This window comes from Massilibacillus massiliensis, from assembly GCF_900086705.1.
Lineage (GTDB): Bacteria > Bacillota > Negativicutes > FLKF01 > FLKF01 > Massilibacillus > Massilibacillus massiliensis.
Genome location: NZ_LT575483.1, coordinates 676,604 through 703,356, shown reverse-complemented (window position 1 = coordinate 703,356; position 26,753 = coordinate 676,604). Strand labels below are relative to the sequence as shown.

27 protein-coding genes and 2 tRNA genes are annotated in these 26,753 nt (G+C 35.4%); 27 read left to right on the top strand and 2 right to left on the bottom strand.

Annotation, left to right across the window (positions count from 1 at the left end; genetic code table 11):
• The first annotated feature begins 26 nt into the window (after positions 1–26).
• The 20 genes from BN6559_RS03745 to BN6559_RS03650 all read left to right on the top strand — a co-directional run bounded on the left by BN6559_RS03745 (position 27) and on the right by BN6559_RS03650 (position 15,568).
• Entirely contained in the window at positions 27–563 is a 537-nt protein-coding gene (locus BN6559_RS03745) for a hypothetical protein (RefSeq protein ID WP_110953494.1), read from the top strand.
• A 14-nt stretch (positions 564–577) separates the two neighbouring features.
• Complete coding sequence (locus tag BN6559_RS03740; protein WP_110953493.1) at positions 578–1,234, top strand: coenzyme F420-0:L-glutamate ligase; 657 nt, start codon at positions 578–580, stop codon at positions 1,232–1,234.
• A 154-nt stretch (positions 1,235–1,388) separates the two neighbouring features.
• A complete protein-coding gene (rph, locus tag BN6559_RS03735; protein ID WP_110953492.1) occupies positions 1,389–2,138 on the top strand; it encodes a ribonuclease PH in 750 nt (249 codons plus the stop codon).
• The gene (locus BN6559_RS03730) at positions 2,135–2,731 is read left to right on the top strand and encodes an XTP/dITP diphosphatase (RefSeq protein ID WP_110953491.1); all 597 of its coding nucleotides are present in this window, start codon (positions 2,135–2,137) and stop codon (positions 2,729–2,731) included. The genes rph and BN6559_RS03730 overlap by 4 nt, the downstream gene beginning before the upstream one ends.
• On the top strand, positions 2,728–3,204 hold the full coding sequence (locus tag BN6559_RS03725; protein ID WP_110953490.1) for a metallophosphoesterase: 477 nt from the start codon (positions 2,728–2,730) through the stop codon (positions 3,202–3,204). The genes BN6559_RS03730 and BN6559_RS03725 overlap by 4 nt, the downstream gene beginning before the upstream one ends.
• Before the next feature lie 320 nt (positions 3,205–3,524).
• A complete protein-coding gene (locus tag BN6559_RS03720; RefSeq protein ID WP_110953489.1) occupies positions 3,525–4,367 on the top strand; it encodes a fumarate hydratase in 843 nt (280 codons plus the stop codon).
• A 15-nt stretch (positions 4,368–4,382) separates the two neighbouring features.
• Entirely contained in the window at positions 4,383–4,940 is a 558-nt protein-coding gene (locus tag BN6559_RS03715) for a Fe-S-containing hydro-lyase (RefSeq protein ID WP_110953488.1), read from the top strand.
• A gap of 44 nt (positions 4,941–4,984) precedes the next feature.
• Positions 4,985–5,602 carry a succinate dehydrogenase gene (locus tag BN6559_RS03710; protein ID WP_110953487.1) on the top strand — a complete coding sequence of 206 codons (618 nt, stop codon included), beginning with the start codon at positions 4,985–4,987 and terminating at the stop codon, positions 5,600–5,602.
• Positions 5,603–5,659: 57 nt separating this feature from the next.
• Positions 5,660–7,414 carry a succinate dehydrogenase flavoprotein subunit gene (gene sdhA / locus BN6559_RS03705; RefSeq protein ID WP_110953486.1) on the top strand — a complete coding sequence of 585 codons (1,755 nt, stop codon included), beginning with the start codon at positions 5,660–5,662 and terminating at the stop codon, positions 7,412–7,414.
• 2 nt (positions 7,415–7,416) lie between these two features.
• Positions 7,417–8,169 carry a succinate dehydrogenase iron-sulfur subunit gene (gene sdhB, locus BN6559_RS03700; RefSeq protein ID WP_110953485.1) on the top strand — a complete coding sequence of 251 codons (753 nt, stop codon included), beginning with the start codon at positions 7,417–7,419 and terminating at the stop codon, positions 8,167–8,169.
• Positions 8,170–8,391: 222 nt separating this feature from the next.
• Positions 8,392–9,279 carry a DUF6602 domain-containing protein gene (locus tag BN6559_RS03695; RefSeq protein ID WP_110953484.1) on the top strand — a complete coding sequence of 296 codons (888 nt, stop codon included), beginning with the start codon at positions 8,392–8,394 and terminating at the stop codon, positions 9,277–9,279.
• The gene (locus BN6559_RS03690; RefSeq protein WP_110953483.1) at positions 9,276–11,429 is read left to right on the top strand and encodes a Cas10/Cmr2 second palm domain-containing protein; all 2,154 of its coding nucleotides are present in this window, start codon (positions 9,276–9,278) and stop codon (positions 11,427–11,429) included. The genes BN6559_RS03695 and BN6559_RS03690 overlap by 4 nt, the downstream gene beginning before the upstream one ends.
• The gene (locus BN6559_RS03685; protein ID WP_110953482.1) at positions 11,402–12,106 is read left to right on the top strand and encodes an RAMP superfamily CRISPR-associated protein; all 705 of its coding nucleotides are present in this window, start codon (positions 11,402–11,404) and stop codon (positions 12,104–12,106) included. The genes BN6559_RS03690 and BN6559_RS03685 overlap by 28 nt, the downstream gene beginning before the upstream one ends.
• Positions 12,087–13,136 (top strand): hypothetical protein, encoded by a 1,050-nt coding sequence (locus tag BN6559_RS03680; RefSeq protein WP_110953481.1) that lies wholly within the window; start codon positions 12,087–12,089, stop codon positions 13,134–13,136. The genes BN6559_RS03685 and BN6559_RS03680 overlap by 20 nt, the downstream gene beginning before the upstream one ends.
• Positions 13,108–13,896, top strand: a complete 789-nt coding sequence (locus tag BN6559_RS03675; RefSeq protein WP_110953480.1) for a hypothetical protein — start codon at positions 13,108–13,110, stop codon at positions 13,894–13,896. The genes BN6559_RS03680 and BN6559_RS03675 overlap by 29 nt, the downstream gene beginning before the upstream one ends.
• 138 nt (positions 13,897–14,034) lie before the next feature.
• Positions 14,035–14,111: transfer RNA gene (locus BN6559_RS03670), tRNA-Pro, on the top strand.
• A gap of 6 nt (positions 14,112–14,117) precedes the next feature.
• Positions 14,118–14,194, top strand: a tRNA-Arg gene (locus BN6559_RS03665).
• A gap of 428 nt (positions 14,195–14,622) precedes the next feature.
• Positions 14,623–15,111, top strand: coding sequence for a DUF3990 domain-containing protein (locus BN6559_RS03660; RefSeq protein WP_110953479.1), 489 nt, complete (start codon positions 14,623–14,625; stop codon positions 15,109–15,111).
• Between the two features lies 1 nt (position 15,112).
• The gene (locus BN6559_RS03655; RefSeq protein ID WP_110953478.1) at positions 15,113–15,352 is read left to right on the top strand and encodes a hypothetical protein; all 240 of its coding nucleotides are present in this window, start codon (positions 15,113–15,115) and stop codon (positions 15,350–15,352) included.
• Between the two features lie 3 nt (positions 15,353–15,355).
• Positions 15,356–15,568, top strand: a complete 213-nt coding sequence (locus tag BN6559_RS03650; protein ID WP_199883722.1) for a DUF3791 domain-containing protein — start codon at positions 15,356–15,358, stop codon at positions 15,566–15,568.
• 317 nt (positions 15,569–15,885) lie between these two features.
• On the opposite strand, the gene BN6559_RS03645 is transcribed toward BN6559_RS03650, so the two are convergent.
• Positions 15,886–17,241, bottom strand: a complete 1,356-nt coding sequence (locus BN6559_RS03645; RefSeq protein WP_110953477.1) for a sensor histidine kinase — start codon at positions 17,239–17,241, stop codon at positions 15,886–15,888.
• A 110-nt stretch (positions 17,242–17,351) separates the two neighbouring features.
• A complete protein-coding gene (locus BN6559_RS03640) occupies positions 17,352–18,479 on the bottom strand; it encodes a GNAT family N-acyltransferase (RefSeq protein WP_110953476.1) in 1,128 nt (375 codons plus the stop codon).
• Between the two features lie 336 nt (positions 18,480–18,815).
• Between BN6559_RS03640 and BN6559_RS03635 the strand changes: the two genes are divergently transcribed.
• The 7 genes from BN6559_RS03635 to BN6559_RS03605 all read left to right on the top strand — a co-directional run bounded on the left by BN6559_RS03635 (position 18,816) and on the right by BN6559_RS03605 (position 26,638).
• Positions 18,816–19,904, top strand: coding sequence for a response regulator transcription factor (locus BN6559_RS03635; protein WP_234407891.1), 1,089 nt, complete (start codon positions 18,816–18,818; stop codon positions 19,902–19,904).
• Positions 19,905–20,270: 366 nt separating this feature from the next.
• A complete protein-coding gene (locus BN6559_RS03630; protein WP_110953474.1) occupies positions 20,271–20,504 on the top strand; it encodes a hypothetical protein in 234 nt (77 codons plus the stop codon).
• 219 nt (positions 20,505–20,723) lie between these two features.
• Positions 20,724–21,701 carry a peptide-methionine (S)-S-oxide reductase MsrA gene (gene msrA, locus BN6559_RS03625; RefSeq protein ID WP_199883721.1) on the top strand — a complete coding sequence of 326 codons (978 nt, stop codon included), beginning with the start codon at positions 20,724–20,726 and terminating at the stop codon, positions 21,699–21,701.
• A 297-nt stretch (positions 21,702–21,998) separates the two neighbouring features.
• Positions 21,999–23,321 carry a purple acid phosphatase family protein gene (locus BN6559_RS03620; protein WP_110953473.1) on the top strand — a complete coding sequence of 441 codons (1,323 nt, stop codon included), beginning with the start codon at positions 21,999–22,001 and terminating at the stop codon, positions 23,319–23,321.
• A gap of 79 nt (positions 23,322–23,400) precedes the next feature.
• The gene (larC, locus tag BN6559_RS03615) at positions 23,401–24,648 is read left to right on the top strand and encodes a nickel pincer cofactor biosynthesis protein LarC (protein ID WP_110953472.1); all 1,248 of its coding nucleotides are present in this window, start codon (positions 23,401–23,403) and stop codon (positions 24,646–24,648) included.
• A gap of 77 nt (positions 24,649–24,725) precedes the next feature.
• Positions 24,726–25,472 carry a nickel pincer cofactor biosynthesis protein LarB gene (larB, locus tag BN6559_RS03610; RefSeq protein ID WP_110953471.1) on the top strand — a complete coding sequence of 249 codons (747 nt, stop codon included), beginning with the start codon at positions 24,726–24,728 and terminating at the stop codon, positions 25,470–25,472.
• A gap of 44 nt (positions 25,473–25,516) precedes the next feature.
• Complete coding sequence (locus BN6559_RS03605) at positions 25,517–26,638, top strand: aldo/keto reductase (RefSeq protein ID WP_110953470.1); 1,122 nt, start codon at positions 25,517–25,519, stop codon at positions 26,636–26,638.
• The last annotated feature ends 115 nt before the right edge of the window (positions 26,639–26,753 follow it).

The window sequence follows — 26,753 nt, the reverse complement described above, 5'->3', positions numbered from 1 at the left end:
ATGTGATGATAAATGGAGGCGTAGTCGTGGGAATTTTATACGGTTTAGTGGGTTTGGTGATCGTAATTAGTCTGGTTTGCTGGGCATATATTGTGAACAAGGGAAATGCCGAATTTGAATTAAAAGTGGCGGAAAGAACGCCTTTTGAATTAGTGAATATAACTGATGATAGCATTACCTTGAGCTGCCAGGTTGCAATGGTGAACAAGGGAAAACAACTCGGTACAATTATGGATTGTTATTCACGGCATCTTTTGCCATATGAACAATTTGACGGGGTACAGGTTCTATCAAAAGTAGAATTAGAGAATGCACCGCGGGAAGATGATTATTTTGAATCAATTCTGATCGAAAGAAATACAAGAATCAATTTAAAAGTAATTGTAAAATTGATTGCACGTAAAAATCAAGATATTAGAGAGACGCTTAAGAATATGGTAGATATGCCAATTGATGTTGTATATCAGATGGTGACACGTGCGGATTGGCATATTGAAAAGGCGCGTATAGAGATGAAAGCTAGCGAAGTTGCGAAAGTTGCAAATGTGACTTTGGTTGATTAGGGAGGAGTGATAAGATGTCTGAATTTGAAATTATACCGGTTCCAACTCGTATCTTAACGGATAAAGATGATATTGTAGATATTATGGAAAAATATGCAAAGGATAAAATTGGTCCAAATGATGTAATCTCTGTGGCTGAAAGTGTTGTTGCAATTACACAGGGAAGGATTACAAGACCGGAGGAATTAGAACTTTGTTTTCTTGCTCGGGTTTTGTGTCGGTTTATTCCGGAAGAAGGTAGTTTGGCGAGTCCTTATGGAATGCAGGCTTTAATGGATGTAGAAGGAAAATGGCGTGTGTTTTTTGCATTCATTATAGGCATAATTGCCAAAGTTTTTGGTAAAAGTGGCGTTTTTTATAAACTTGGTGGTGAGCAGACTGCTTTGATTGATGATGTAACAGGGACAATGCCTCCGTTTGACAAACATATTGTATACGGACCGGAGAATCCTTCTGAGGTTGTGAAAACAATAAAAGAACGGCTAGGCTGTTTTGGTGCTGTCATTGCGGATGTGAATGATTTGAAACGTTCTAGAATTGTTGGAGTTACCGAAGGTACTGACGGAGAACAAGTTGCTAGATTGTTAATTGATAATCCATTTGGCAATGCGTCACAAAAAACACCGATTGTTATCATAAAAGATTTTGCAAAGTATCAAGCAGAATTGTAAGAGTATTTTAAAATGGAAGAGGATAGACTATATGCTATCCTCTTTTATTATGAAAACATGGAAATCAGAGTGAAAATTTTCTAAATCAATGTTGCTAGTTTTATAGAGGCGTAATAAAATAAGAATATGGAAAGGTTTGTTTTTAGGAGGATTTATGGTTAGAGTAGATGGACGTAGTAGTGTTGATGAAATGCGAAAGGTTAAAATTACAAGGCACTATTTGAAACATCCTGCAGGATCTGTTTTGGTTGAATTTGGAAATACAAAAGTCATTTGTGCGGCGACCATTGAGGAGCGGGTACCGAACTTTTTAAAGGGAAGTGGCGAAGGGTGGATTACTGCTGAATATGCATTACTCCCGAGTTCTACACAGACGCGGAATTCGCGTGAATCTATGCGTGGCAAAGTAAGTGGACGTACGCATGAAATTCAACGTTTAATTGGACGTGCTTTACGTAGTGTGATTGATTTAAAGGCACTTGGAGAACGAACCGTTATGATTGATTGTGATGTCATTCAGGCGGATGGCGGAACGCGTACGGCTTCAATTACAGGCGCTTTTATCGCTTTGGTTGAAGCTTTAGATACAATTTATAATCATGAGAAGCCGTTTCCGATTAAAGATTTTTTGGCAGCTGTGAGTGTTGGAATCTTAGAAGATGGTACACCGGTCCTTGATTTATGTTATGAAGAAGATTCTAAAGCTGTTGTTGATATGAATGTAGTTATGACTGGTAATGGGAATTTTATCGAGGTACAGGGAACTGGCGAGCAACGTCCTTTTAGTAGAACGGAACTGAATGTTTTGTTAGAAAAAGCTGAAAAAGGAATTTTTGCTTTGATAGATTACCAAAAAGATGTTCTAGGGAATCAATTGGTATGGAAAGTAGGACGTGAACCATGAAAGAACTTGTAATTGCTACAAAGAATAAAGGGAAAATAAAAGAAATTCAAGCTGCTTTTCAACATATTGGAGTGCGCGTTGTTTCTCTTTTAGAGTTTCAGGAGATTCCTGATGCAATCGAAGATGGTGAAACATTTGAAGAAAATGCATTAATTAAAGCAAAGTTTTATGCAAAATTGACGGGAAAGGCTTGTTTAGCTGATGATTCAGGACTGGAGGTCAATGCATTAAACGGTGCGCCTGGTGTATATTCCGCTCGATACGCAGGGATCAATGCGACGGATCAAGACAATAACCTCAAATTGCTTGACCAGCTACATAAAGTAGATGGAATTGGTAGTAAGGCTCGTTTTCGTTGTGTTTTAGCTTTTGTGGACACCAATGGGAAAACGATTCTTTGTGATGGCAGCTGTGAAGGTGTAATTCTGGATAAAGAGCGTGGTCATGGAGGGTTTGGGTATGATCCGCTCTTCTTGACAGAAAAACTAAATAAATCAATGGCTGAAATTACATTAGAAGAGAAAAATCAAATCAGTCATCGTGGCGCAGCATTAAAACTGATGGCAAAAGAATTGGCGGATTATATAAAATGATGATAGGTGTAATGAGTGATAGTCACGGAGATACTAGTGCAATTGAAAAAGCTGTAAAGGTAATAGGAGAAGTAGATTTCTGGCTGCATGCGGGAGACTTTTGTACGGATGCTGACTTTTTAGCAAAGCATACAGGTAAGCAAGTTTATGCTGTGGCAGGAAATTGTGACAGCGCATCGTTACCATTTAAGGTGGATGAATTTTTAGAGATAGAAGGCAGAAAAATCTGGCTTACACATGGGCATAAATATAATGTGAAACTGGGAACCGAGGATCTTATTTGGAATGCAAAGAATTATGAAGTGGATATTGTGATTTATGGGCACACGCATATAAGCGAAAACTCTTCTTATGAAGGCTTACATGTGATCAACCCAGGAAGCGTGGCCAGACCGTATTATACAGCACCTACTTGTTTGCGTTTGGCGCTTACAAAAGAGCGTATACTACCAGAATTAATAGAAGTATGCTGAATTTTAACAAAATTGAAAGATATATTAAAATTTTATTAAAAATATCTGCAATTTAGCAGGAATGTATGTGATCTATAGCAAATACTTATTAATATAATTAATTGAAAATGCGAAAAACATAAATAGTTATCATATGATAACATATGGTTATTATAATTCTATATGGGTGGATACTTCTCATAGAAATTTTACGAAGAACACATTAAAACACCTTTTGGGCAGTTCTTGTCTGGACTGAGAATTTTGTTGAAAAGGCGTATTAAATGTGCTATTATGGTGCCTATGAGTGTATTATATATTATATTTTGGGAGGGTTTACATTGCGTACAATTCACGTAGAAAAGGTTACTGAAGCCATTACTAAAATGTGTAAAGACGCTGCTTACTATTTGCCAGAAGATGTATACGAGGCTTTGAAAAAAGGCAGAGAAACTGAAGAGTCACCGGTAGGTAGAGATGTACTTGATCAGATCATTAAAAATGCCGAAATTGCAAAAGCTGAAGATAGACCGATCTGTCAAGATACTGGTATGGCAGTTATTTTTATGGAAATTGGACAAGATGTTCATTTTGAAGGCGGTAATTTAGTCGATGCTGTGAACGCTGGTGTTGCTGCAGGTTATACGGAAGGCTATCTTCGTAAATCTGTAGTTGGCGAACCTTTGTTTAATCGTAAAAATACGACAAACAATACTCCAGCAATACTACATACAAGTATTGTCGATGGTGACAAAGTCAAAATGACAATTGCCCCTAAAGGTTTTGGTAGTGAAAATAAATCAGGTGTTAAAATGCTAGTGCCAGCTGATGGTGTTGAAGGTGTAAAAAACGCTGTTCTTGACATCGTAAAACATGCTGGTCCTAATCCATGCCCTCCAATGGTAGTAGGTGTAGGTATTGGTGGTACTATGGAAAAATCCGCGCTCTTATCTAAAAAAGCGCTAGCACGTCCAATTAGTGTGCGTAATCCACATCCTGAGTATCAAAAACTAGAAGCTGAATTGCTTGAATTACTCAACAAGACTGGTATCGGTCCACAACTTGGCGGTACAACTACAGCACTTGCTGTGAATGTTGAATGGTTTGCAACGCATATTGCTGGTTTACCTGTATCCGTAAATATTTGCTGTCATGCAATGCGTCATGCAGAAGTTATCTTATAGGAGGGGAATGTAAAAATGGCTGAAAAAATTCGTATTACAACACCTTTAACTGAAGAGGTATCCCGTACATTAAAAGCTGGTGACAGTGTGTTAATTACCGGAACAATTATCAGTGCACGTGATGCGGCTCATAAAGTAATGACAGAAGCTTTGGCACGTGGTGAAAAATTACCTGTTGACTGGCAAAATCAAATTGTTTATTATCTTGGCCCAACGCCGGCAAAACCTGGTGATCCAATTGGTTCAGCTGGTCCTACAACTTCCGGTCGTATGGATGCATATACACCAACAATGCTTGCACAAGGGATCAAAGGTATGATTGGTAAAGGATCTCGCAGCAAAGAAGTGTTGGATGCAATGAAAAAAAATGGTACTACTTATTTTGCTGCAGTAGGCGGAGCAGCTGCCTTAATTGCAAAATCAGTTAAAAAATACGAGGTATTGGCGTATCCTGAACTTGGTCCAGAAGCAGTTGCCGCTTTAACAGTTGAAGATTTCCCAGCTATCGTAGTAATTGACTGTGAAGGTAATAACTTCTACGAACAAGGTCAAGCACCTTATCGTAAGTTATAATATTTTCCCCCTAGGGGGGATGAAAAAATACAGGAGGTTTAAGCATGAGTCACACAACTTTTTATGTTCGTCGTTTACATTCCTTATGCGGAATAGTGCCAGTTGGGTTCTTCTTAATAGAACACATTTTTACAATTTCATCAGTATTGGGGGGCGCAAGCAGTTTTGATGCTGCGGTAGCAAGATTAGCTCTGATCCCTCATGACATCATGATATTTATGGAAATTTTCTTTATTGCAATTCCGTTCTTGTTTCATGGTATTTATGGCGCAATTATTGCTATGCAGGCGAAAAATAACCCACAACAATACGGTTATGTTCGCAATTGGCAATTCTATTTCCAAAGAATCACTGCTTGGTATACGATTGTATTCTTGCTCTGGCATGTAGGGTACTTACGTATCATGATGAAAGGTTCCGGCGTGGAAATTAATTATGCTCTTATGAATAATTATCTTAGCAACCCAATTGTATTCGTATTGTATACTGTCGGTATGGTTGCTGCTGTTTATCATTTCACTAATGGATTATTTACTTTCACAATGACTTGGGGGATTGCAAAAGGTCCTCGTGCCCAAGCTATGTTCAATAAAGCTGCATTGGCTTTGTGTGTATTGTTATCTGTTATTGGTGTAGTTTCACTAACTCGCTTTATTGCGTAATCAATCAGGTCTAGTAAACGTACTACTAGATAATCTTAGATTAAGGAGAGAACCTGCGTGAAAAAGAAAATTATAATTGTAGGTGGCGGATTATCCGGCTTAATGGCTGCAATGAAGGTTTGCGAAGCTGGCGGTGAAGTAGAATTATTCTCTTATTGCCCAGTAAAACGCTCTCATTCACTTTGTGCTCAAGGCGGTATTAACGCTTGTATGAATACAAAAGGTCAAAACGATAGTATTTGGGAACATTTTGATGATACAGTTTATGGAGGCGACTTCTTAGGCGATCAAACAGCGATCAAGGGCATGATTGATGCTGCTCCAAAATTAATCAAAATGTTTGACCGTATGGGTGTTCCTTTCACTCGTACTGCTGAGGGTGTACTTGACCTTCGTAACTTTGGTGGGCAAAAAAATAAACGTACTTGTTTTGCAGGTGCTACTACTGGTCAGCAATTGCTTTATGCTTTAGACGAACAAGTTCGTATGTGGGAAACAAAAGGTTTAGTTAAAAAATATGAATTCTGGGAATTCGTTAGAATTGTTAAAAATAAAGAAGGCGTATGCCGTGGTATCGTAGCACAAAGCATGAATTCAATGGAAATTGAAGTATTTGCTGGTGATGCAGTTATCTTAGCAACTGGCGGACCTGGTATGATCTTCGGTAAAAGCACGAACTCTACAATTTGTAATGGTTCTGCAGTATCTGCTGTTTATCAACAAGGTGCTCATCTTGGTAACAGTGAATTCGTACAAATTCATCCAACCGCTATTCCTGGCGAAGACAAAAACCGTCTTATGTCAGAAGCAGCTCGTGGTGAAGGTGGCCGTGTTTGGACTTATAAAGATGGTAAACCTTGGTATTTCTTGGAAGAAATGTACCCTGCATATGGTAACCTTGTTCCTCGTGATATTGCAGCTCGTGCAATTCACAAAGTGTGCGTAGAAATGGGTCTTGGTATCAATGGTGAAAACAGAGTATATCTTGATCTTTCCCATATCGATACAGATTACTTAAACCGTAAACTTGCTGGCATCATGGAAATTTATGAAGAATTTGTTGGTGATGATCCTCGTAAAGTTCCAATGCAAATTTTCCCATCCGTTCACTATTCTATGGGTGGTATTTGGGTAGACCAAAAGCATAATACAAACATTCCGGGGCTTTTAGCATCTGGTGAGTGCGATTATCAATATCATGGTGCAAACCGTCTTGGTGCGAACTCACTTCTTTCCGCTGCTTATTCTGGTACAGTATCTGGCCCAGAAGCTATGCGTTGGGCTAAAGAAGGAGAAAAAGGCTCTGACTTAACACAAGAAGAAATTGACCAAGCAAAAAAAGAAACTGTAGATGAATTTGAAAAAATTCTTACAATGAATGGTTCTGAAAATGCGTATAAATTACATCATGAACTTGGTGAAGTGATGATGAAATACGTTACAATCGTTCGTGTAAATAAAGAGTTAGACATTTGTTATGAAGAGTTACAAAAACTTCTGAAACGTTGGGATGATATTGGAGTTGCTGATAAAGGCCATTGGGCTAACCAAGAAGCTATGTTTGTAAGACAACTTCGTAATATGATGATTTATGCACTTGTTGTATGTAAAGCAGCTCGTCTTCGTGATGAAAGCCGTGGTGCACATTATAAAGCTGAATTCCCAGATCGTAATGACGAAAAATTCCTTAAAACTACGATTGCGGAATTTGATGAAACTACTTGCTGTCCAAAAATCAGCTATATTGATTTCGATCATTCCATTATTAAACCGCGTCCTCGTAACTATGCTGTCGCTAAGGGAGGTAAATAATCATGGCAGAACAGAAAAAAGTTCATCTTATTATTGAAAGACAAGCATCTCCAACAAGCGCGCCTTATACGGAAGAATTTGAAGTTGATTATCGTCCGGCACTTAATATCGTTGCAGTATTAATGGAAATTCAAAAAAATCCTGTAACGAAAGATGGTAAAAAGACTACGCCTGTAACTTGGGAATGTAACTGTTTAGAAAAAGTATGTGGTGCTTGTATGATGGTCATTAACGGCAAAGCTCGCCAAGCGTGCTCTGCACTTATTGATCAATTAGAGCAACCAATTCGTCTATCACCAGCTCGTACTTTTCCTGTAATTCGCGACCTTTTAATTGATCGTGCTGTTATGTTTGAAAGCTTAAAAAGAATTCAAGGCTGGGTTCGTGTAGATGGTTCATGGGAAGTAAAAGATGCGCCAATTCAAAACCCTTACACAGCTGCTACTGCATATGAGATTTCTCACTGCATGACTTGTGGTTGTTGTATGGAAGCTTGTCCTAATGTTGGACCTCAATCCGATTTCATTGGACCTGCTCCGACTGTACAGGCTCATCTATTTAACTTGCATCCATTTGGTTCTTTTGATAAAGAAACTCGTTTAAATGCTCTAATGGAAAAAGGCGGAATCACAAGTTGCGGTAATAGCCAAAACTGTGTACAAGCTTGTCCTAAGCATATTAAACTTACAGAACATCTTGCACAACTTAATAGAGATGTAAATAAACAAGCAATTAAAAACTTGTTCAATAAATAAAAGACAGCATATAAAAACTGCCCTGTTATCTTTGATAACAGGGCAGTTTTTTGATGATAAGTAAGGAAAATATAGACAAAATATTACATGATAGAATATACTAAGATTAATCTCAACAGATTATAGGTAAATAGTCCTTGGTATAAAATTTAAAATATAATGTATATCGATGAGGTTGGAGATGAATAGTTCATTTTAAGTGGAAGAAAAGAGGCGTAGTTGATGATTGAAAATAAGAAAATTGGGATTCCGGATAAAAATACGATTGGTGACATCATTGAAAATTATATTCAGCAGGAGAAAGCACTTGTTGATCAATTGTATTTTAGAGTAGAACATGGACCGACAATTGGTAGTTTTCGTGAGGATTTATGGGAAGAGATGTTTAGACAAATTATTCCTAAAAAGTTTGTTATTGAAAAATCGGTATTTATTATTGATTCTAATGGAAAGGTATCCAATGAAGTTGATTTAGTAATTTTTGACGAAACTTATACGCCTTATATCTTCCGTTACGGTAGATTGAAATTTATACCCATTGAGGCTGTAGCCGTTGTTATTGAATGTAAGAGTACTTCAGTCAAAAAGAGCCGATTAAAGAGTTGGATTGATAGCATTGAGCAATTACAGACATCAGGTATTTCCTGCGCGAGGATGTTCACAGATATTGTTACGGGTGTGAATACTCGTCCGTCTACTCAAACGGCAACGCGACCATTGAAAATTTTATGCTGTCTAGAAGAAGATTATGGAAAAAGGAAAGCGAAGGTTAGAGATATACCATTTGATTTTATTATTCAGGCACAATCTGATAAGCAAAGATTAGAGATAGAAATTGCTGATGATAAGAAAAATTTGAATGAATGGTATATTTCTTTAAACCATGTAAATAAATCACCAAATCTTGAAATAAAGCAGAATGATGCGTTAGTAAATATGGAATTAGATCATTATCAAGTAGAAAAAAATGGAGTCAACATAGCTTTATTAAGCTTAAACTTACAGCTAAACCAGCTACTTATGTTGATTAATAATCCTCTCTTATTTCCGCATATTGCGTATGCTAAAATGTTCAATAAATTTGCGGAGGAGGCAAAAGATAAGCAATGAATAAGTACATCGTTGCACTTTCTATTGATAAAGTACAGACTTTTCTGACGGAAGCCATTCACGCCCACACCCAGGAGAAACAAGCGGAGGAAAACACTTTAAAAAGTGTTATGCAGGCCTCACATGAAATATCGGATTGTTTTTTCGCCGATATTCAGAACTGTTTTCCAGATCGTAATTTAAAAGAGGTGGAGTTGCTTGCCTGTTCCGGTGTCTATATTTTTCATTGCGATTTGCCGGAGTTATGCATAAAAGAGAGGATAAATGGTTTATTTTTACGGTATTATCGTAATTCCGGAGGTCAAAAGCTGTTGCGTTATAATGTTTTTCTCGAAGCAGAGTTTCATTTACAAAATCATGCAGAGACAGAAAGCTTGGAAAAGATTGCAGTGATTCAGGAAGCAAAAAGACGGTTAAAAGGAACTGAAATTTTCAATGAAATTATTGAGAAAAATCGAAGTGTACTGTTTAATTTTCAATCTCTAAAGAAGGCAAGCTTCGATAAAAACGGCAAAATAGCAGATGAATTTCCTCTTTTTGTAACAGAATTAGACAAGCTAAAACATGAAGATAAAGATAAATATGATCCTCAAAAACGCTTTAAAATTGCCGTAATTAAAGCTGATTTGGATGGCATGGGCGATATGTTTAAAAGCTTGTCGGATTATGATGAATATCAAAAAATAAGCAAGCTCCTTTATGACGAGGTTTCTTTAAAAGGGTTACATAAAGCGGTTACGAATGTATCAAAAAATATGGTAAAAGATGACGCAAATGCTCAACAGGGATGGATTTTTCCATTTTATGTTGCGGGAGATGATATTTTCTTTGCGGTGAAAATTGGAAATTTGCTCAGAGGAATTGAGGTTTGCAAAAAACTGTTGGACAACATCAAAAATAGTCTTTCTTCTGATCAATGTAAGATGTCTATGAGTATTGGTGTTGCAATCACTCAAAATCGAGAGCCGATTCGTTATTATTTAGAGATGGTAGAGAGTCAATTAAAGCTGGCGAAAGATGAGACCTGTCCTCTCATCTTAAAAAACGAGCTTGATGCTAAAATTGCAATTGGAAATTTAGCATTTTTTGATCTTAATTATGCAAGGATTAAAGCAAGAAAAGGAGCGTTAAAAGGCTCAGCTAATAAAGACAAAAAACAGATAAACCGCGAGCTGAGTTTAATACCTGCATGGTATGCTTTTTTACATCAACTACGTGTATTACGTTGGATTCAAGATAATGAAAGATATAGACAGGAGCTTGGCCGTTCAAGATTTTTTTATACGCTTTTAGAAAAATTGTGTGATCCGAGTGTTGAGTCAAATGATATCAAGTATATGAATCAGCTTTTATATCACTTAATTCCTAAATATATGGAGCAGCCGGAGTTGTATCAGGCAGAAGTGCTCTTAAAAGCGGGTATACTTGAGCAGGTGGGAGGGAAAGGGGAAAATGGATTTGAATTTGTGATGCTTAAGGGAAAAAAAGAAGGAGAAGAATTGTTTTTAAGACTTAAGCTTATTCAGAAAAGAAAAAAACGCTTAGAAAGCTATTTACGGCTTATGCTGCTGTTTTGTGATGAGCGATTTAGTATTGCTGAAGAAAAAAATAAAAATGGAAAATACTTTAATGAGATTGAGCTAAAAAACGCTGGAAAAATTTTGCTTTTTAAAACGACGGATTATTTATATGAAAATAGTTTGTATAATAATCAGTTTAAAAACGTATTTGTTCAAAAAATGGAGTTTTTTCCAAAGGATAAAAATAGAAAAAGATTTTCTTATTATAAAAAAATTCATATTGAAAAATCTATGTTTTTTAAACTGCGAGATACAAAAAAAATAAATATCGAAAAGGCTAAAAATATGATTTTGGGATATGCGAAAATATTTTGTGGAGAAGAAAAAGAGTCGAAAAAAATGATCATGAGTGGAAAGGAGTATCAGCAGACAGATCAGCCTGATTATCATATGGATTTTGATAGTGATAAATTTTGTAGATTAGCACATGCATGGTGGAATGTAGATTATATTGATTCACTTATGCTATTTTATCAGTATCATGATATGTGTATACGTAATAAGATTCTGATGAAAAATCAAAAAGGTGGAGGAACTAAATCATGCAAAACATCATTCAATTTAAAATAAAAACACTTTCCAATTTATTTATCGGCGGTGCACCGGTAGCGTTTGAAATTGGCGGGATAGATCAGCAGACGGTGGTAGATTTGGCGGGGTTTCCGTGTCTTCCAGGTTCCTCGCTTAAGGGGACTTTGCGTGCAATTATACGAGATGATACGAGTGCAAAAAAGCTGGAGATTGCGGATTTATATACGAAGTATTTGCAGGATAAGGAACAACAGATTGTGTTACGGCATGAAGACGTAAAGCGTATACGAGAACGGTATCACGAGGTTCAGGAGAAGCTTTCTGCTGAATATTTATTTGGAATTGAGGGCTTTAACAATACACCGAAGTTGTTGTTCAGTGATGTGAGCATCAAAGCAAATGATTATAACATAAAAGACTGTTTTTCTATTGATATGAAAAACTCTATTGACATGCAGGATGGTAAACCAGTTTCTAATCCTCGTACATATAAGGCGGCACGAAGCGGACTGCTCTTTCAAGGAGAAATACGTTTATATAAGATAGCATTATTAGGTGAAAATGCTGTAACTTTATGCAAAGAATATGTTCAGGAGCAATTACTGAAATTTAATGAAGGTATCTATCGTTTGGGCAATTCTAAAAGTCGTGGTTATGGAAAAATTTCAGTCATGCTTGAAGAGGGAGGTTCCGATATTGAAAAATTATCGAATTGACCTTAGTGCAATTGGAAGGATGACGCAGATTCCAGATTCGCAACGTGTGTTTGGTGTTTTAGTTTCACTGTTTGCGGAGCGATATGGGGACCAGCAGGCAACTTCGTTGGTAACAGATGTTTTACATAAAAATATTCATTTTGCACTTTCGAATTTAATGCCATTGGGATACTTACCAACACCAGTGAATTATTTGGTCGACTGTTTGGTGGAACGTGACAAACAAGCAAGTGGTAACGTGTATGTAAAAATGGAGCAATCAAAGGTAGAAGCGACTTTAAAACAGCTTCGTAATGAAATAAGAAATCGAAATTATATTGGATGGTCTGATATTGAGAAAAGTTTAAACGATCCTATGTATTGTACGACTTTGTTTCCTTACGTCAAGGTGCAAAGTGGGCAACAGTCTCGTACTTCCCTAGAAAGTGCACGTCTGGATCTTCCGGGGATAGAAAATAAACTTTTTTCAGTTCCAACGATAGAAGTAACTGAAGTGAGCGGCAGTCAAGATAAGCAGATACAGCAGCCTGTAGGTGAGTTTTGTTTTTATTTGCAGCTAGACAAAGAGAATGCGCTTTGCGAGAAGTTTTTGATGATGCTGCGTACCGTAATGGAGGAAAACCAACCTGTTATATTAGGAAAAAGGGCGTCGCAGGGACTTAATGTATTTACGTTTCGTAAGTTTGATGAAATATCTTTTAAGAGTCAGGCTTCAAGTGATTTTATAAATTTGGGCATGTTGTTGCCTAATCAAATAAATTTTGCAGCTTCGACACTAAAGCTGTTTACTTCGGAAAGACGACCCTTTCATATGCTCGGTGGGTGGGATAACAATCTTACTAAACAGTATATTAGTTTTATTGCAGAAGGAAGTATGATAAATGTGGAGGATGAGAAAAAAGCAGTAAAATCAATTTTATCTCCATTCAATCCTGAACGGGATATTGTCTTTGGCAATGCGTTTTTGTATCCAATTACGCTACAGAAAGGGGAGCGATCAAATGGAAGAAATCAAAAAAATCAAGTATAAAATGAGAACAATATCCAGCGTAATTGTATCACCGAGGGCAAATACAGCGTTTTATAAAGATTTAAACGAGTTTGATACTGATGCATTAGTATCAAGTAGATACTTGGAACAAAGTAAGGTAAATGTGATTTATCCATTCTATCAGTATGGGGAGTATGAAACATATGAACCATTGAAAGCGCAGTATTATTTGCCGGGAAGCTCAGTTAAAGGTGCGTTATGTCAAGGTTTGTATGATAATCAAGGACAGATAAAAAAATTTATGGTAGATGATGTGCAGGTATGTAAAACGCAAATTGTTTTGCGCAATCTTTATAAAGTGCAGTATATAAAGGATTCACAAAAAACATGCTTTGGTGCATTTTTCCCAAATATCGGGATAGAAATGATAAAGGACAATGTGGAATTAAATGGAGAATTTTACACGAAAGATAGAAAAACTGCGGAAGAAAAGATAAAGATAGCGAGTAAAGCTACTGCGACTAAGATAGAGAATATGATGGCATATCTTACTGCACTAAAGGATAGAGTAGCAAATGAGGAGCTAAAAATTAAGCTTCAAGATTTTTTTGAAAAACTTCGTGATGTGCAATCTAAAAAGGATATTATTTTGTTTGGTGGTTACAAAGGATTAATTCATTCGATGCAAAAAAAGATAGAATTGCCAAATGAAGAAGATCGTGATGCAAGTTACAGCGCGATTTTTATTGATACAGAAACTAACTTACCACATGGTCTTGTTCAGATCGTGTTGCAATAAAAAAGAATAATTTGTGGTGTTTTTGTTATAAGTTAGGTGGATTACAGAGTAAGTGACAGGTTAAATCAACCAAATATTAGTTTGATAAATTTTATTGACATCTAATTAACTTACTGATATAATATATTTTGTGGTTGACGGGGCATGGCTCAGTTTGGTAGAGCACCTGGCTTGGGACCAGGGGGTCGCAGGTTCGAATCCTGCTGCTCCGACCATCAATCGCGCCTGTAGCTCAGTTGGATAGAGCAACGGCCTTCTAAGCCGTGTGTCGAGCGTTCGAATCGCCCCAGGCGCACCATTTGAAATTTAAAGGTTCTAGCATTTTGCTAGAGCTTTTTTGTTGTTCATCCAGTAAAGGAGTCAGTAACTTGGTGGCGAAAGTCCGATACGACTTAGTAGTAGGAAACATTAGATGAACAGCAATTCACCTTTTAGAAAAATTATCTTTATAGTAAATTCAAAACTTGGTCAACGAATTGGTACATTGTTTAGTTAATTAGCTTAATATAGTGAACGGAAATCGCTTTTGTTAAGAGGGGTATTTGTTATTATAAAGCAGTGAATGAGATTATAACTAAATATGGTTTAAATCCAATTAAGTATTATGGGGATAGTGATAGTATTAATCAAGTGGTATAGTGAATAAAGGTAACCTAGATAAGGTTGCCTTTATTATGATATAATTAAAATTGAAGAATTTACTCTAAATTAAAAGGGTGTATTTATATGAAACTTTATCATGGTTCACATATGATTGTTCAACAACCTGAGTTAATTGTACAAAATAGATTTTTAGATTTTGGGTTTGGTTTTTATACGACAACGAATAAAATGCAAGCGGTTAGTTTCTCAAATAAAGTGATTAAGCGTCGGAAAAATGGTAAGCCTATTGTTAATATATATGATTTTGATGAAAAGAAAGCTTCTGAAAATTTACAGATCTTAAAATTTGATTTTGCTAATGAAGCATGGCTTGATTTTGTATCTATGAATAGAGCTGGCGAATATAAAAGTAAACAATATGATATTATTATAGGTGCTGTCGCAGATGATGATATTTATCGTACGTTTGCATTGTATACTGAAGGGCTTTTAACAAAAAAACAAACTTTAGAAAATTTGAAAATAAAAAAATTATATGATCAAGTTGTATTTGCAACAGGTAAAGCCTTAGAATACTTGATTTTTAAAGGTACAATTGAGGAGGTAGAATGAAATGTCTGATAAGCAGTTTAAAGCTATCTTAACGTTAATCTTACCTAAATTAATTTCATTGATTGCTGAAAAAGAAAATATGAATGAAATTGAAGCAACGAATCAGCTTTATCAATCAGAATTATATACATTGCTTGAGGATGAAGATACAAAACTTTGGCACTTCAGCCCGTTAACTTTATATCATATGTATGAAGAAGAACGAAGAACGGGGAAGATTACTTTCCCTGAGGAGGGATAAGTTGTGAGTAGAGAGTTGCCTTTTTTGATTTATTGTATTGAAGAATATAAGAATCAAAAAAGCATGACAGGAAAGCAGACCATACAATTGTTTAACAAATATAATATATCCGAATATCTCTATGAATGTTATGAAGTCTTGCATACTACAGGGGCAAATTATATTGTAAATGATATAGACTCCTTTATTAAGGAAAGAAATAGTATAATTCAATGAAAAAATTTATGATGACTATATGAATTTTTAGTATTTTTTTTAATTCTTTAGTGGGTCAATAAGAGAAAAAATCAAAATAATCATTGGAATAAAAATTTTGATTACAAATAAAGTCCCTGTTAAATAAGGTTTATTGAGACATAAGAAACAAATAAAATTTAAAATTTTATTCTTCTAAGCCGTGTGTCGAGCGTTCGAATCGCCCCAGGCGCACCATTTGAAATTTAAAGGTTCTAGCATTTTGCTAGAGCTTTTTTTGTTGCGCAAATTAAGGCTAGCCGATTTAAATTGGCTAGCCTTAACTACAAAGTTGTAGATTAAGTAGTTGGTTTTTTGGGAAAGGAAAAGGAGAATATAGCGCCGTTATTTACGCTTCCGATAAGCCATGCTTTTCCATTGTGCCTTTTTAAAATCTTCTGACATACGACAAGTCCGACACCGGTTCCTTCAAACTCATCGACAGAGTGTAATCTCTCGAAAATTTTGAAGAGGCGTGATGATTCACTCATATCGAAACCTGCACCATTATCTTTAACAGATATAATGTAGTTATTGCCTTCCTCTGTAGAAGTTGCTTTGATAATTGTTTGCTCACGATTACGGGTATATTTGAGTGCATTGGAAAGAATATTGGTCACTAATATTTTTATCATGATCGGATCCCCGTAAATTATAGGTAGGTGATGCGTCGTAAAGTTTATATTTCTCTTGGGAGTAATGTCAATGAGCTCCTTGTACACTTTATGAAATAGTAATTCTAAAGAGATTTTATCCATTTTAACTTCTTTTTGGGACATTCTAGAGAGCTCTAATAAATGATCTGTCATATTAACTACTTCTGCTGATTTATTTTGAATATGTGTAATAATTTCTTGCCCGTTGCTATCAATTTTATCAGAATAATCACGTAAGAGGTATTTAGAAAGTTTGTTAATTGATTGTAATGGGGATTTAAAATCGTGTGCGACAGAATGGCAGAAATGGTTAAGCTCTTGATTAGATTGTTGGAGTGCTATGTTAGCTTTTTGAAGAGCTTTTTGGTTAAGAATTAAATCGGTTCTAGTTTTTTCAAAATATACTAACAGTATCCCGCCCGCAATTAGTAAACGAACCATAGCACAAATAAGGCTAATAGCCGAATAAATTCCTGCATTTTGTAAATTTTGATAACAAAAAGAAATTATAAAAGTGAGAAGCCCCCATAAAATTAATGAACACCCTGTGATATATTTTCCAAACCATTGAGTGTTAATTTTTAAAATACTATATCCAGTGTAAATAAGTGCAATGGCGCTGAATGAAGTAAGAGGTATTAATTTATAAATCAATGGTAAATGATTTATTGAGGAGAGAATGCTCAAAATAATTATGATTATAACACTATAAAACCAATATTTTCTTAATGGTCGGTTTGTAAAATTGTGTGTGCCGCAAACAAGAAGAAAAGTGGCTATGATATAACATGCTTGATATAATAAGGAGCTAATAAATGAGCTATTCCAATCAATCAATCCATAGTCAAATAGAAAAAATCTCGTAAATAGTATAAGCCAACACATTGTCCAGATACCCATAAACCGTTCACGGTATATTACGTATAAGTAGATATATATAGGTATAGTTGAAATTGTTCCTAAAACTATTGCTAGATTGGATAGCTGTAAATAACTCATTTTTATATAATAGCTCCTTTTAGGTGAGATAGCAAACGTATGTTTTAAATTATAATAAATTTTTACATTAATATCAATATTTCCTACTGTTATAATAAGTGATGAAGTTTTTAAGAATGACACATATTAGCAAGTATTTTATATGCAATATTAGGATGTCGTTTTCTAAAGTTACAAAAAGCATAGGAGGATATGACTAAAAGTTTTGAGTTTTCCAATGATATAATATTTGAAGAATGAGTTTGAAAGCAGATTAGACCATTTTCTCCGCAGGGTTGTCCAGGATAGAGCGTTCCAGTAAGTGTAGAGTATGCCTTTCCAGATAGTAAAATAAGAAATTCTTGACTTGTGTTGCCGCGAGATGTAAGGTAATCACCTGCGTGACAATGAACAATTGTACTGCAAAAATGTAAAAAAATTTTTGATTCTGTGGTGGTTAACCCGTTTAGAAAAGGAATTTTATAATTAGGTAAGATGCCAAGATACTGCCAAATTATATTCCATAGAGTTTCCTTATTGGTAAGTTGAGTATTAATATTTATTTCAATTTCTTGGGCAAATTCTGAATAAAACCAATTTACAGCTTTTTTATTGATAATATTTTTTTTACGAATAATACGAAATAATGGGGATCTAACTGATCTCAAATGATCAATATCATCCACCAATAAAACAAGACTAGTTAAAGGACTTTTATCATTAGAATCTATAGTATTTTTGTTAATACGAATCTGCCCAGTATGTTCATAAAAAGAAATTAAATGAAATGTACAATTTAAAAAACAAAATTGTACATTATACTCGTAGCACATTTCATAGATTTTTGTTATAAGTAGGTATAAAGCTGTAGAACTACGATATTGTGGGGATATTATACCTCGCGAGATGATTGTAAAATGAGGATCATCTTTTTTACTATAAAATTTCATAAATCTATCCAAGCAATAGGTTTCAACTAAGTCAGAAGGAAAATCTGATATTTTTCCAATGTTTATTCTTACTGTACCAATAAGTGTTAATCCAATATGAGCGGTAAGTAAAATTCCCCAATCATCTAACTCATCATATAAAAGTTCGTTTTGATGATCGACATCCTCAAGATTATAGCCTATTTCTTCAGCATAAACTTTGTAACGTAATTGATAGACTTCTCTTTTTTCCTCAGGCGTGGTTGCTATACCAATTTGAATAGGACCTTCTTTGATGGATACATTTGTTACTTGTGTTGTGTTTTTCATGAAAACGCCTCCTCTTTTTTATAAAAAGACAAAAATCTTTTTATTTATTAATAATATCTACTTAACTGTAATAATTTGCAATGTTATAATAGACATAACTTGAAGAGGCATTTGGAAATAAAAGCTAAACATAAGAAGGCTAAGTTCAAGGGAAATAAGGTACACAATGTGATAGTTATGAGGTTTTTGTTGAAAAATGACGGGAAAACCTGAAGTGATAATTTAAGAAAGGTACATTTTACAGCATTTTGTTTGATAAAGTGAAATATTGGTTATGTATCATTTGTTTATAGGAAGATAAAACGAATGGAAGAGGAGGGGTGTAATTTGTATAAGGTGTTGCTGGTAGATGATGATAAATCGACTTTATGTGGGCTTAGGCAGTTTAAAGAATGGCAATCTTCCGGGTTTTGTATAGAAGCGGAAGCCTATGATGGTGTAGGTGCGTTAAAAAAGCTATCTGAAAAAGAGTTTGATTTAGTAATTACGGATATTAGAATGCCTGGTATGGATGGATTGAAGTTTTTAAACAAACTTAAAGAGACAAAGTTAGAGCTTTGTTTAATGATTATGAGTACATATAGTGATTTTGAGTATGCGCAACAAGGAATTCGAATTGGAATTTTTGATTATTTAATGAAGCCGATTGATGATACCATTTTAAGTAACGCCTTAAAACGAGTGAAACTATATTTGGATGAAAAGAAATACCTAAAAACTAAGCGGAAGCAAGAGAAAAAAATTTTATTTGAAAACAATCTTAGATTTTTGTATCCGACGAATCAGGAGAGAAATTTGCTTGATTTGCTGATGTCTGGTGAATGTAGAGTGACTGATGAAGCAAAAAAAACTTGTACAGAATTATTCAATTTAACAAATCAAGATATGGATAAGACAGAAATACTATTAGAAAAAGTGCTTTTGCAATTAAAGCATGAGTTAAATAAAAATTTCCCATGGTTGTGGACGCTTGAAGAAATTATTTTTCATGATACTTTGAGTCATTCAGAGTCGGTAGAAGACTTACAAATAAAGTTTTCGAGAAATATTAGTCGTATGTTGGACGTTATAAAAAAATATGAACTATATCGTTCTGATAGTGTGGTGGGAACAACTTGTAAGTATGTAGTAGAACATGTAGAAGAAAATATAAAACTTGAATATATTGCAAATGAAGTGCATATAAGCAAAGATTATATAGGAAAGCTGTTCAAACAGAAAACCGGGAGTAATTTTATTGATTATGTCACTAAAGTGAAGATGGAACATGCCAAATATTTACTGGGGGCAGGAGAATATAAAAATTATGAAGTAAGCGCAAAATTAGGCTATAGTAGTTCGGATTATTTTTGTCGTTTATTTAAAGAATATACAGGGGTTACGCCAGTACAATTTAAAAAATGGAACTTCGAAAATTTTCATTAAAATAGGCTGTGGCAATATAGTTCATACAGGGCGTTTTAATTTTACGGTTTTTTAGTGCGAAAATAGCTGTTTTATTAGGTTTATTTAAGTTGGATAAAAGTGTAAAATGTGACAAGAATAAGAAATTTGGAGAATTACTGATTGTAGTGAAAATAAATGTAAGCTGATCATTTTAAAATCTACGAATAAATCTTTGGGTGAAAAATATGTGAAGAAAGGCGCGTATTACGAGAGTATTATTTTAATGGTGAAGTAAGTTGTAAGAAAGTTATTACATAATCGATGTATTCATAATACAAAGTACGGAAGAGTTATATTGTTGTTATAACAGCAGATGTTTCAAGAGAGGGGAGCACAAGTAACTATATGATAAAAATTCATACTTCAGATACTACCATTGAATTAGCGGAAGTCAGGTATACGAGGTGCAGTCTGATTGATTATAATGGTAATGAATATATAGTTTTAGATTACTTTAATAAAAAGAGCCTCTATAAATTGCGTGAAAATGATGAAGGGCGAATCGAATTTATATATGTCGATGATATCCTTCAAATTGAGGCTGAAAAGGAACGTACCGTAGATCTTCGAGGTTTTTAATTGATTGATATTTAAAAATTTATTTTAGATGGTTCTAGTTTTTGCTGGAGCCTTTTTGTTTTGTTCATTTATAAGAGATAATCGATTAGCATAAAAGATAAGAAAATTTCCTTAAGATATGTTTGCTAATGAAGGAATTTGAATAGATTCGTGGAGAATTTGTAAAATATAAATAAAACTATATTGCAATTCGGATAGAAGATGGAGGCGAGATAGACTATGGATTTGAAACGAAGCGAACAAGAGTTGAGAAAAATTTATTTAGCTGGAGGCTGCTTTTGGGGCATTGAAAAATATTTCTCTCTTATCAAGGGGATTCAATTCACCGAGGTTGGTTATGCAAACGGTGCTACAGAGAATCCAAGCTATGAAGAAGTGTGCACAGGAAAGACTGGACATGCTGAGACAGTCAAGATTTACTATGATATAAAAGAGATAAGCTTAGACTTCATCTTAAAGCTTTTTTATGATGTAATTGATCCTATCGCAAAGAATCGTCAAGGGAATGATATTGGATCACAATACCGTACTGGAATTTATTATGTAGAAGAAAAAGATCGACAACAAATTATCAATTCTTTACAAGTTCTACAAAAGCGATACGAGGAACTGCTTGCTATTGAAGTTGCTCCTCTACGGAATTATTATGCTGCAGAAAATTATCATCAAAAATATTTAGACAAGAATCCACACGGCTATTGTCATATTCCTCACGGAAAATTCACGCAGGCTGAACAAGCGGTAGATTCTTCGTCACGATATCTTAAACAATCAAAATCAACGTTAAAAAATACGCTTTCTCAAATGCAATATGCAGTGACCCAAGAAAATGCCACGGAACCACCTTTTCGAAATGAATTTTATGATAATTTTCGGGAAGGGATTTACGTTGATGTAACGACAGGAGAACCACTTTTTGTTTCAACGGATAAGTTTGAATCTGGTTGTGGTTGGCCGAGTTTTGCTAAACCCATACGACTGGAAAATCTCATTGAAGTAATCGATCGAAGCCATGGTATGGAACGGGTCGAAGTGCGAAGTAAATTAGGCAATGCCCATCTTGGTCATGTTTTTAAAGATGGACCGAAGCAATTTGGTGGTTTGAGATATTGTATTAATAGCGCAGCATTACTTTTTATTAGCAAGGAAGAAATGAAAGAAAAAAATTATGGATATTTGCTACCCTTATTGGACTGAAGAATCGATAGAGCATAGGATAAGTTCGAATAAATAAAATAGAAAAACTAGATGGTATTCTTAAAAGCGTACCATCTAGTTTTTTGATGTATCTTTTTAGAATGTTGTGCGATAGTATAGTAGTGTTCCGTTACCTTTCTGTCCGATTTACACAAAGATACGTAAAAATACTTGACTTTGAGTCAACTCTAAATGATATGATGAAGGTGAACTAAGATCTAGCAGTATAGATCGATTAAAATGAATTGAAAATTAATTCATATACGTTGATTGAAGATAGAAATGGAGTGTACAGAGGTGAAAAGAGGAAATCAGAAATTTTCGCGACGGATGTTTGCAAAAGTTATTGGCGGAGTTGTGATAGGCGCAACAGGACTGTATACTTTTTTGCCAAGTATACGATCATGGACACAAAATATGTTTGACACGGCAAAGGCAATCGTTGGACATTATGTGCCTATGGGAGATTTGGATGCGTTTTTTATTCGACAGATCATTACAAGAGACAGTTCTAACTCTAGAACTATTATGTGGCAATCTGCACTTTCCGAAAAAAATGCGTTGGTCGAATATAGGAGTATAGGAAAATCCGAGATTAAATCAAGTACAGCGAATGACGAAAAGTTTGTTGATGACAACGTGGTGACCCATATACATACGGCGACATTGCAGGATTTAAAAGCGGGAGCACAGTATGAATATCGTCTTGGTTATGAGGATAAGCGTAGTGATTGGCACGTTTTAGATACTGATTCCGGAGGAGATTTTAAGGCATTGATTTTTCCAGACTCGCAGTCCAGTGATTATAGTGATTGGAAAAAAATCGCGCAGTTTGCGAGAACAGAAAATCCAGATGCTGCTTTCTTTGTCAACATGGGAGATTTGGTTGATAATGGAGAGGATCATACCCAATGGCGAGCTTGGTTCGATTCTTTGGAGGGAATCATCAATACGATTCCCGCAGTTCCGGTTATGGGCAATCATGAAACTTATAATTTAGACTGGAAAGTGCGTAATCCAGAAGCTTATTTACATTTGTTTTCTTTACCGAAAAATGGTGATGAAAAGCGGCAGAATCAGTATTATTCGTTTGATTATGGGGCGGCACATTTTATTGTTTTAAATACGCAGTTTGATGAGATGGAGCAGTTTCAGCCTGGACTTCTTGAAGCGCAGAGAGAATGGTTTATAAACGATATTACGCAAACCCAGAAAAAATGGAAGATCGTTTTGATGCATAAGGATGTTTTAACCTATGAAATTCGAAATCGAAGTGATCGTAAGGCAGGCATTTCAGCAATCGGAAGAGATTGGATGCCGTTATTTGATCAATATGGCATTGATGTTGTGCTCACAGCACATCTTCATACATATCGCCGACGTGAGCAGTTATATAATTTTCAGCCGGATACACGCGGTCCGCTTTATATTGTAACTGGTGTTGCTGGCAATGTTCGTTATCCGAATTTATGGGTAGATCATCCTTTTGATAAGGCAGTGGCACCACAACCGGAGACGGATAATTATATGACAATGGAAGTAACATTAAATGCACTGAAACTAACGTCGTTTCTGCCAAATGGAGAACAGATCGATCAAGTAGAAATTGTGAAAAGCTAAATGATATGTAAAAAGTAATCAATCTTAAGGTTAAATAATGGTTGGAGTGTTATAAATTTATGATATGGAGAAATCGATTATGAAAGTGTTATATTATGATTGTTTTTGTGGTATTAGCGGTGATATGAATTTGGGTGCATTATTGGATTTAGGAATAGATGAAGCTTACTTAAGAAAAGAATTATCAAAACTTAATTTAGATGATGCATATGAACTGCGAGTAGAGAAAGGAAATAAAAAAGGAATAACAGGAACTAAGGTGACTGTTGTTTTAAAAAGTCATCATGAGCAGGAAGAGCACCATCATCATGAAGCAAAACAGGATAGCAAGTCTGATCATAGCTTGCATCATGTGCATCGAAATTTAAGAGACATTGAAGCTATCATTATAAATAGTACCTTAAGTAATAAGGTTAAGAAAATAAGTTTGTCTATTTTTATGAAAATAGCAGAGGCTGAAGCGAAAGTTCATGGAAAGCCTTTAAATGAAGTCCATTTTCATGAGGTTGGAGCCATTGACTCCATTGTAGATATTGTAGGAGCTGCGGTATGCTTGGATTCTTTAAAGGTAGATAAAATTATGGCCTCCTCCGTTCAGTTAGGGGGCGGTTTTGTGGAGTGTGCGCATGGCATCATTCCAATTCCTGCACCGGCGACTGTTGAAATATTAAAACATATTCCGGTGAAAACTGGTATTGTTCCATTTGAAACTACTACACCTACCGGTGCCGCAATATTAGCAGCAAATGTAAACCAATTTACAGATCAATTTGATTTTGCCGTTCAAAAGATTGGGTATGGAATCGGTCATAGAGATTTGGAGATTCCAAATGTTTTAAGAGTATATCTTACTTGCGAAGAACAGTGTATGAAAATAGAAAACCAATTTATGATAGAAACGAATATTGATGATATGAATCCTGAATTTTATAGCTATATAGAAGAAAAATTGTTTGCACAAGGTGCCTTAGATGTATTTAAGACGGCGATTTTGATGAAAAAGGGGAGACTGGCGACAAAACTTAGTGTATTGGTTGATGAGGTGCATGAAAAAAATATCCTCAACGTGATTTTTCGTGAAACGACTTCTATTGGCATTAGAAAATATCGTGTTGATAAAGTTATGTTAGATAGAGATTATACAAAAATTTGCACATCCTACGGAGCTGTAAATATTAAAAATGCGTATTATCAAGGCGAAAAGGTAAAATTCAAGCCTGAATATGAAGATTGTAAAAAAATTGCACTGGAAAATGAAGTTCCAATTTTGAAAGTGTATCAAGATATTTACAAAAAAATAGAATGCAACTCTGCTGATGAAAAGTGAAAGTGTAGATTGCTTTTTAGAAGATGAGATGCATAGAGAGACCTGTTGTAGTTAAATGGTTGGTTTAGGAGGAAATTATGGATAGATCGGATATCAAAAGATTGCTTGAAAGGGTAAAACATAATGAAATAGAGGTTGAAGCAGCATCGAAAATCATTGAAGACTTACCATATAAAGAATTAGGCTTTGCTAAGATTGATAATCATCGTGAAATACGGGTGGGGTATCCGGAAGTTATTTATTGTGAAAGAAAAACTGTAGAGCAAGTCAAGCACATCGTTGCGTATATGATGACAAAAGAGAATAATATATTAGCAACACGTGCGGATGAAAAAATATATGATGCTGTAAAAACAATTTGCAAAGAAGCGGTTTATAATCCTTTGGGCAGAACGATTACAATCCGCAAAAGAGAAGAAGAACTGACTAAAACTTATATTGCGATTGTTTCCGCAGGAACTTCTGATTTGGCAGTGGTTGAAGAGGCTGCAGAAACAGCTATGCTTATGGGGAATCGTGTGGAAAAGATTGTTGATGTAGGAGTGGCGGGCATTCATCGCCTGTTTGATAAGTTAGCGATTATTCGAGGCGCAAAGGTTGTTATTGTGGTTGCGGGGATGGAAGGCGCACTTGCCAGTGTCATTGGAGGGCTGGTAGATAAACCTGTAATTGCTGTGCCAACCAGTGTTGGCTATGGGGCAAATTTTGGGGGGATTTCAGCTTTACTCTCTATGCTGAACAGTTGTGCAAGCGGAGTCAGTGTAGTGAATATTGATAATGGATTTGGCGCAGCCTATAATGCCAGCATGATCAATAAATTATAAAAGTGTATTTTAAAAGTAGAAAATAATTGAGGAGAGAGTTTACTATGGAAAAGAAAAAATTAGGATTTGGTTTTATGCGCTTACCACTGCAAGACAAAAATGATGCAACAAGCATTGATATGGATACGTTAAATCAGATGGTGGATACTTTCATAGAGAGAGGTTTTACTTATTTTGATACAGCGTATATGTATCATGCAGGGAAAAGCGAGGAGGCCATTAGAGAAGCGTTGGTAAAACGGCATAAAAGAGAAAGTTTTACTTTAGCAACCAAATTACCAACGATGTTTTTGAAAAAAGAGGGAGATCAAGAACGTATTTTTGATGAGCAGTTAGAAAAATGCGGTGTGGAGTACTTTGACTATTATTTGCTTCATAACCTTGGGGTTACGAACTATCAGACAGCACAAAAATTTGATAGCTTTGCTTTTGTTCAGGAAAAAAAGCAAGCCGGCAAAATAAAGCAGGTTGGTTTTTCTTTTCATGACCGTGCTGATTTACTTGATGAAATTCTAACAGCACATCCGGAAGTAGATTTCGTGCAATTACAAATCAATTATCTTGATTGGGAGGACGCTGGAATTCAATCAAGGAAATGTTATGAAGTAGCAAGAAAGCATCGCAAGCCAGTGATTGTTATGGAACCGGTAAAAGGTGGAATGCTTGCCAAAGTGCCAGAACGAGTGGCAACATTATTTAAAGGATATCATCCGGATCTGTCGATTCCTTCATGGGCGATCCGCTTTGCAGCAAGTCATGAAGGGATTATGATGGTGCTAAGTGGAATGTCTGACATGGAGCAATTGCTTGATAACACAGATTATATGCAGAACTTAAAGCCATTTGTAGAAGAAGAGTATGATATAGTGAAGAAAGCAGTACAAATTTTGCATGAAGCGATTGCAATCCCTTGTACGGCCTGTCAATACTGTGTAGATAAGTGCCCGAAACATATAGATATTCCGAGATATTTTGCATTGTATAACACAGAAAAACAATCTTTAAGTAAAGGCTTTTCGATACAAAGGGTATATTACGATAATTACACGAAAACACATGGGAAAGCATCAGAGTGCATTAACTGTAAACAATGTGAAAGAAGCTGCCCGCAGCATATTGATATTACGAAGCATCTGGAAGACGTTGCGGCTGTTTTTGAAGCTTGATGCTTATAGATAAGAAACTTTGACTTTCAAAGAAAAGACCTCGTTATTTATGGATATTCAACCAATAAATAGCGAGGTCTTTTTATAGCTAAAAAGTTATATTTTAGCAGAAGCG

Bases quoted from the DNA above. Each gene is read 5' to 3' on its own strand.
- BN6559_RS03740 (WP_110953493.1), top strand. From the start codon at position 578: ATGTCTGAATTTGAAATTATACCGGTTCCAACTCGTATCTTAACGGAT.
- rph (WP_110953492.1), top strand. From the start codon at position 1,389: ATGGTTAGAGTAGATGGACGTAGTAGTGTTGATGAAATGCGAAAGGTT.
- BN6559_RS03730 (WP_110953491.1), top strand. From the start codon at position 2,135: ATGAAAGAACTTGTAATTGCTACAAAGAATAAAGGGAAAATAAAAGAA.
- BN6559_RS03725 (WP_110953490.1), top strand. From the start codon at position 2,728: ATGATGATAGGTGTAATGAGTGATAGTCACGGAGATACTAGTGCAATT.
- BN6559_RS03715 (WP_110953488.1), top strand. From the start codon at position 4,383: ATGGCTGAAAAAATTCGTATTACAACACCTTTAACTGAAGAGGTATCC.
- BN6559_RS03710 (WP_110953487.1), top strand. From the start codon at position 4,985: ATGAGTCACACAACTTTTTATGTTCGTCGTTTACATTCCTTATGCGGA.
- sdhB (WP_110953485.1), top strand. From the start codon at position 7,417: ATGGCAGAACAGAAAAAAGTTCATCTTATTATTGAAAGACAAGCATCT.
- BN6559_RS03695 (WP_110953484.1), top strand. From the start codon at position 8,392: ATGATTGAAAATAAGAAAATTGGGATTCCGGATAAAAATACGATTGGT.
- BN6559_RS03690 (WP_110953483.1), top strand. From the start codon at position 9,276: ATGAATAAGTACATCGTTGCACTTTCTATTGATAAAGTACAGACTTTT.
- BN6559_RS03685 (WP_110953482.1), top strand. From the start codon at position 11,402: ATGCAAAACATCATTCAATTTAAAATAAAAACACTTTCCAATTTATTT.
- BN6559_RS03675 (WP_110953480.1), top strand. From the start codon at position 13,108: ATGGAAGAAATCAAAAAAATCAAGTATAAAATGAGAACAATATCCAGC.
- BN6559_RS03660 (WP_110953479.1), top strand. From the start codon at position 14,623: ATGAAACTTTATCATGGTTCACATATGATTGTTCAACAACCTGAGTTA.
- BN6559_RS03655 (WP_110953478.1), top strand. From the start codon at position 15,113: ATGTCTGATAAGCAGTTTAAAGCTATCTTAACGTTAATCTTACCTAAA.
- BN6559_RS03645 (WP_110953477.1), bottom strand. From the start codon at position 17,241: ATGAGTTATTTACAGCTATCCAATCTAGCAATAGTTTTAGGAACAATT.
- BN6559_RS03640 (WP_110953476.1), bottom strand. From the start codon at position 18,479: ATGAAAAACACAACACAAGTAACAAATGTATCCATCAAAGAAGGTCCT.
- BN6559_RS03630 (WP_110953474.1), top strand. From the start codon at position 20,271: ATGATAAAAATTCATACTTCAGATACTACCATTGAATTAGCGGAAGTC.
- msrA (WP_199883721.1), top strand. From the start codon at position 20,724: ATGGATTTGAAACGAAGCGAACAAGAGTTGAGAAAAATTTATTTAGCT.
- larC (WP_110953472.1), top strand. From the start codon at position 23,401: ATGAAAGTGTTATATTATGATTGTTTTTGTGGTATTAGCGGTGATATG.
- larB (WP_110953471.1), top strand. From the start codon at position 24,726: ATGGATAGATCGGATATCAAAAGATTGCTTGAAAGGGTAAAACATAAT.
- BN6559_RS03605 (WP_110953470.1), top strand. From the start codon at position 25,517: ATGGAAAAGAAAAAATTAGGATTTGGTTTTATGCGCTTACCACTGCAA.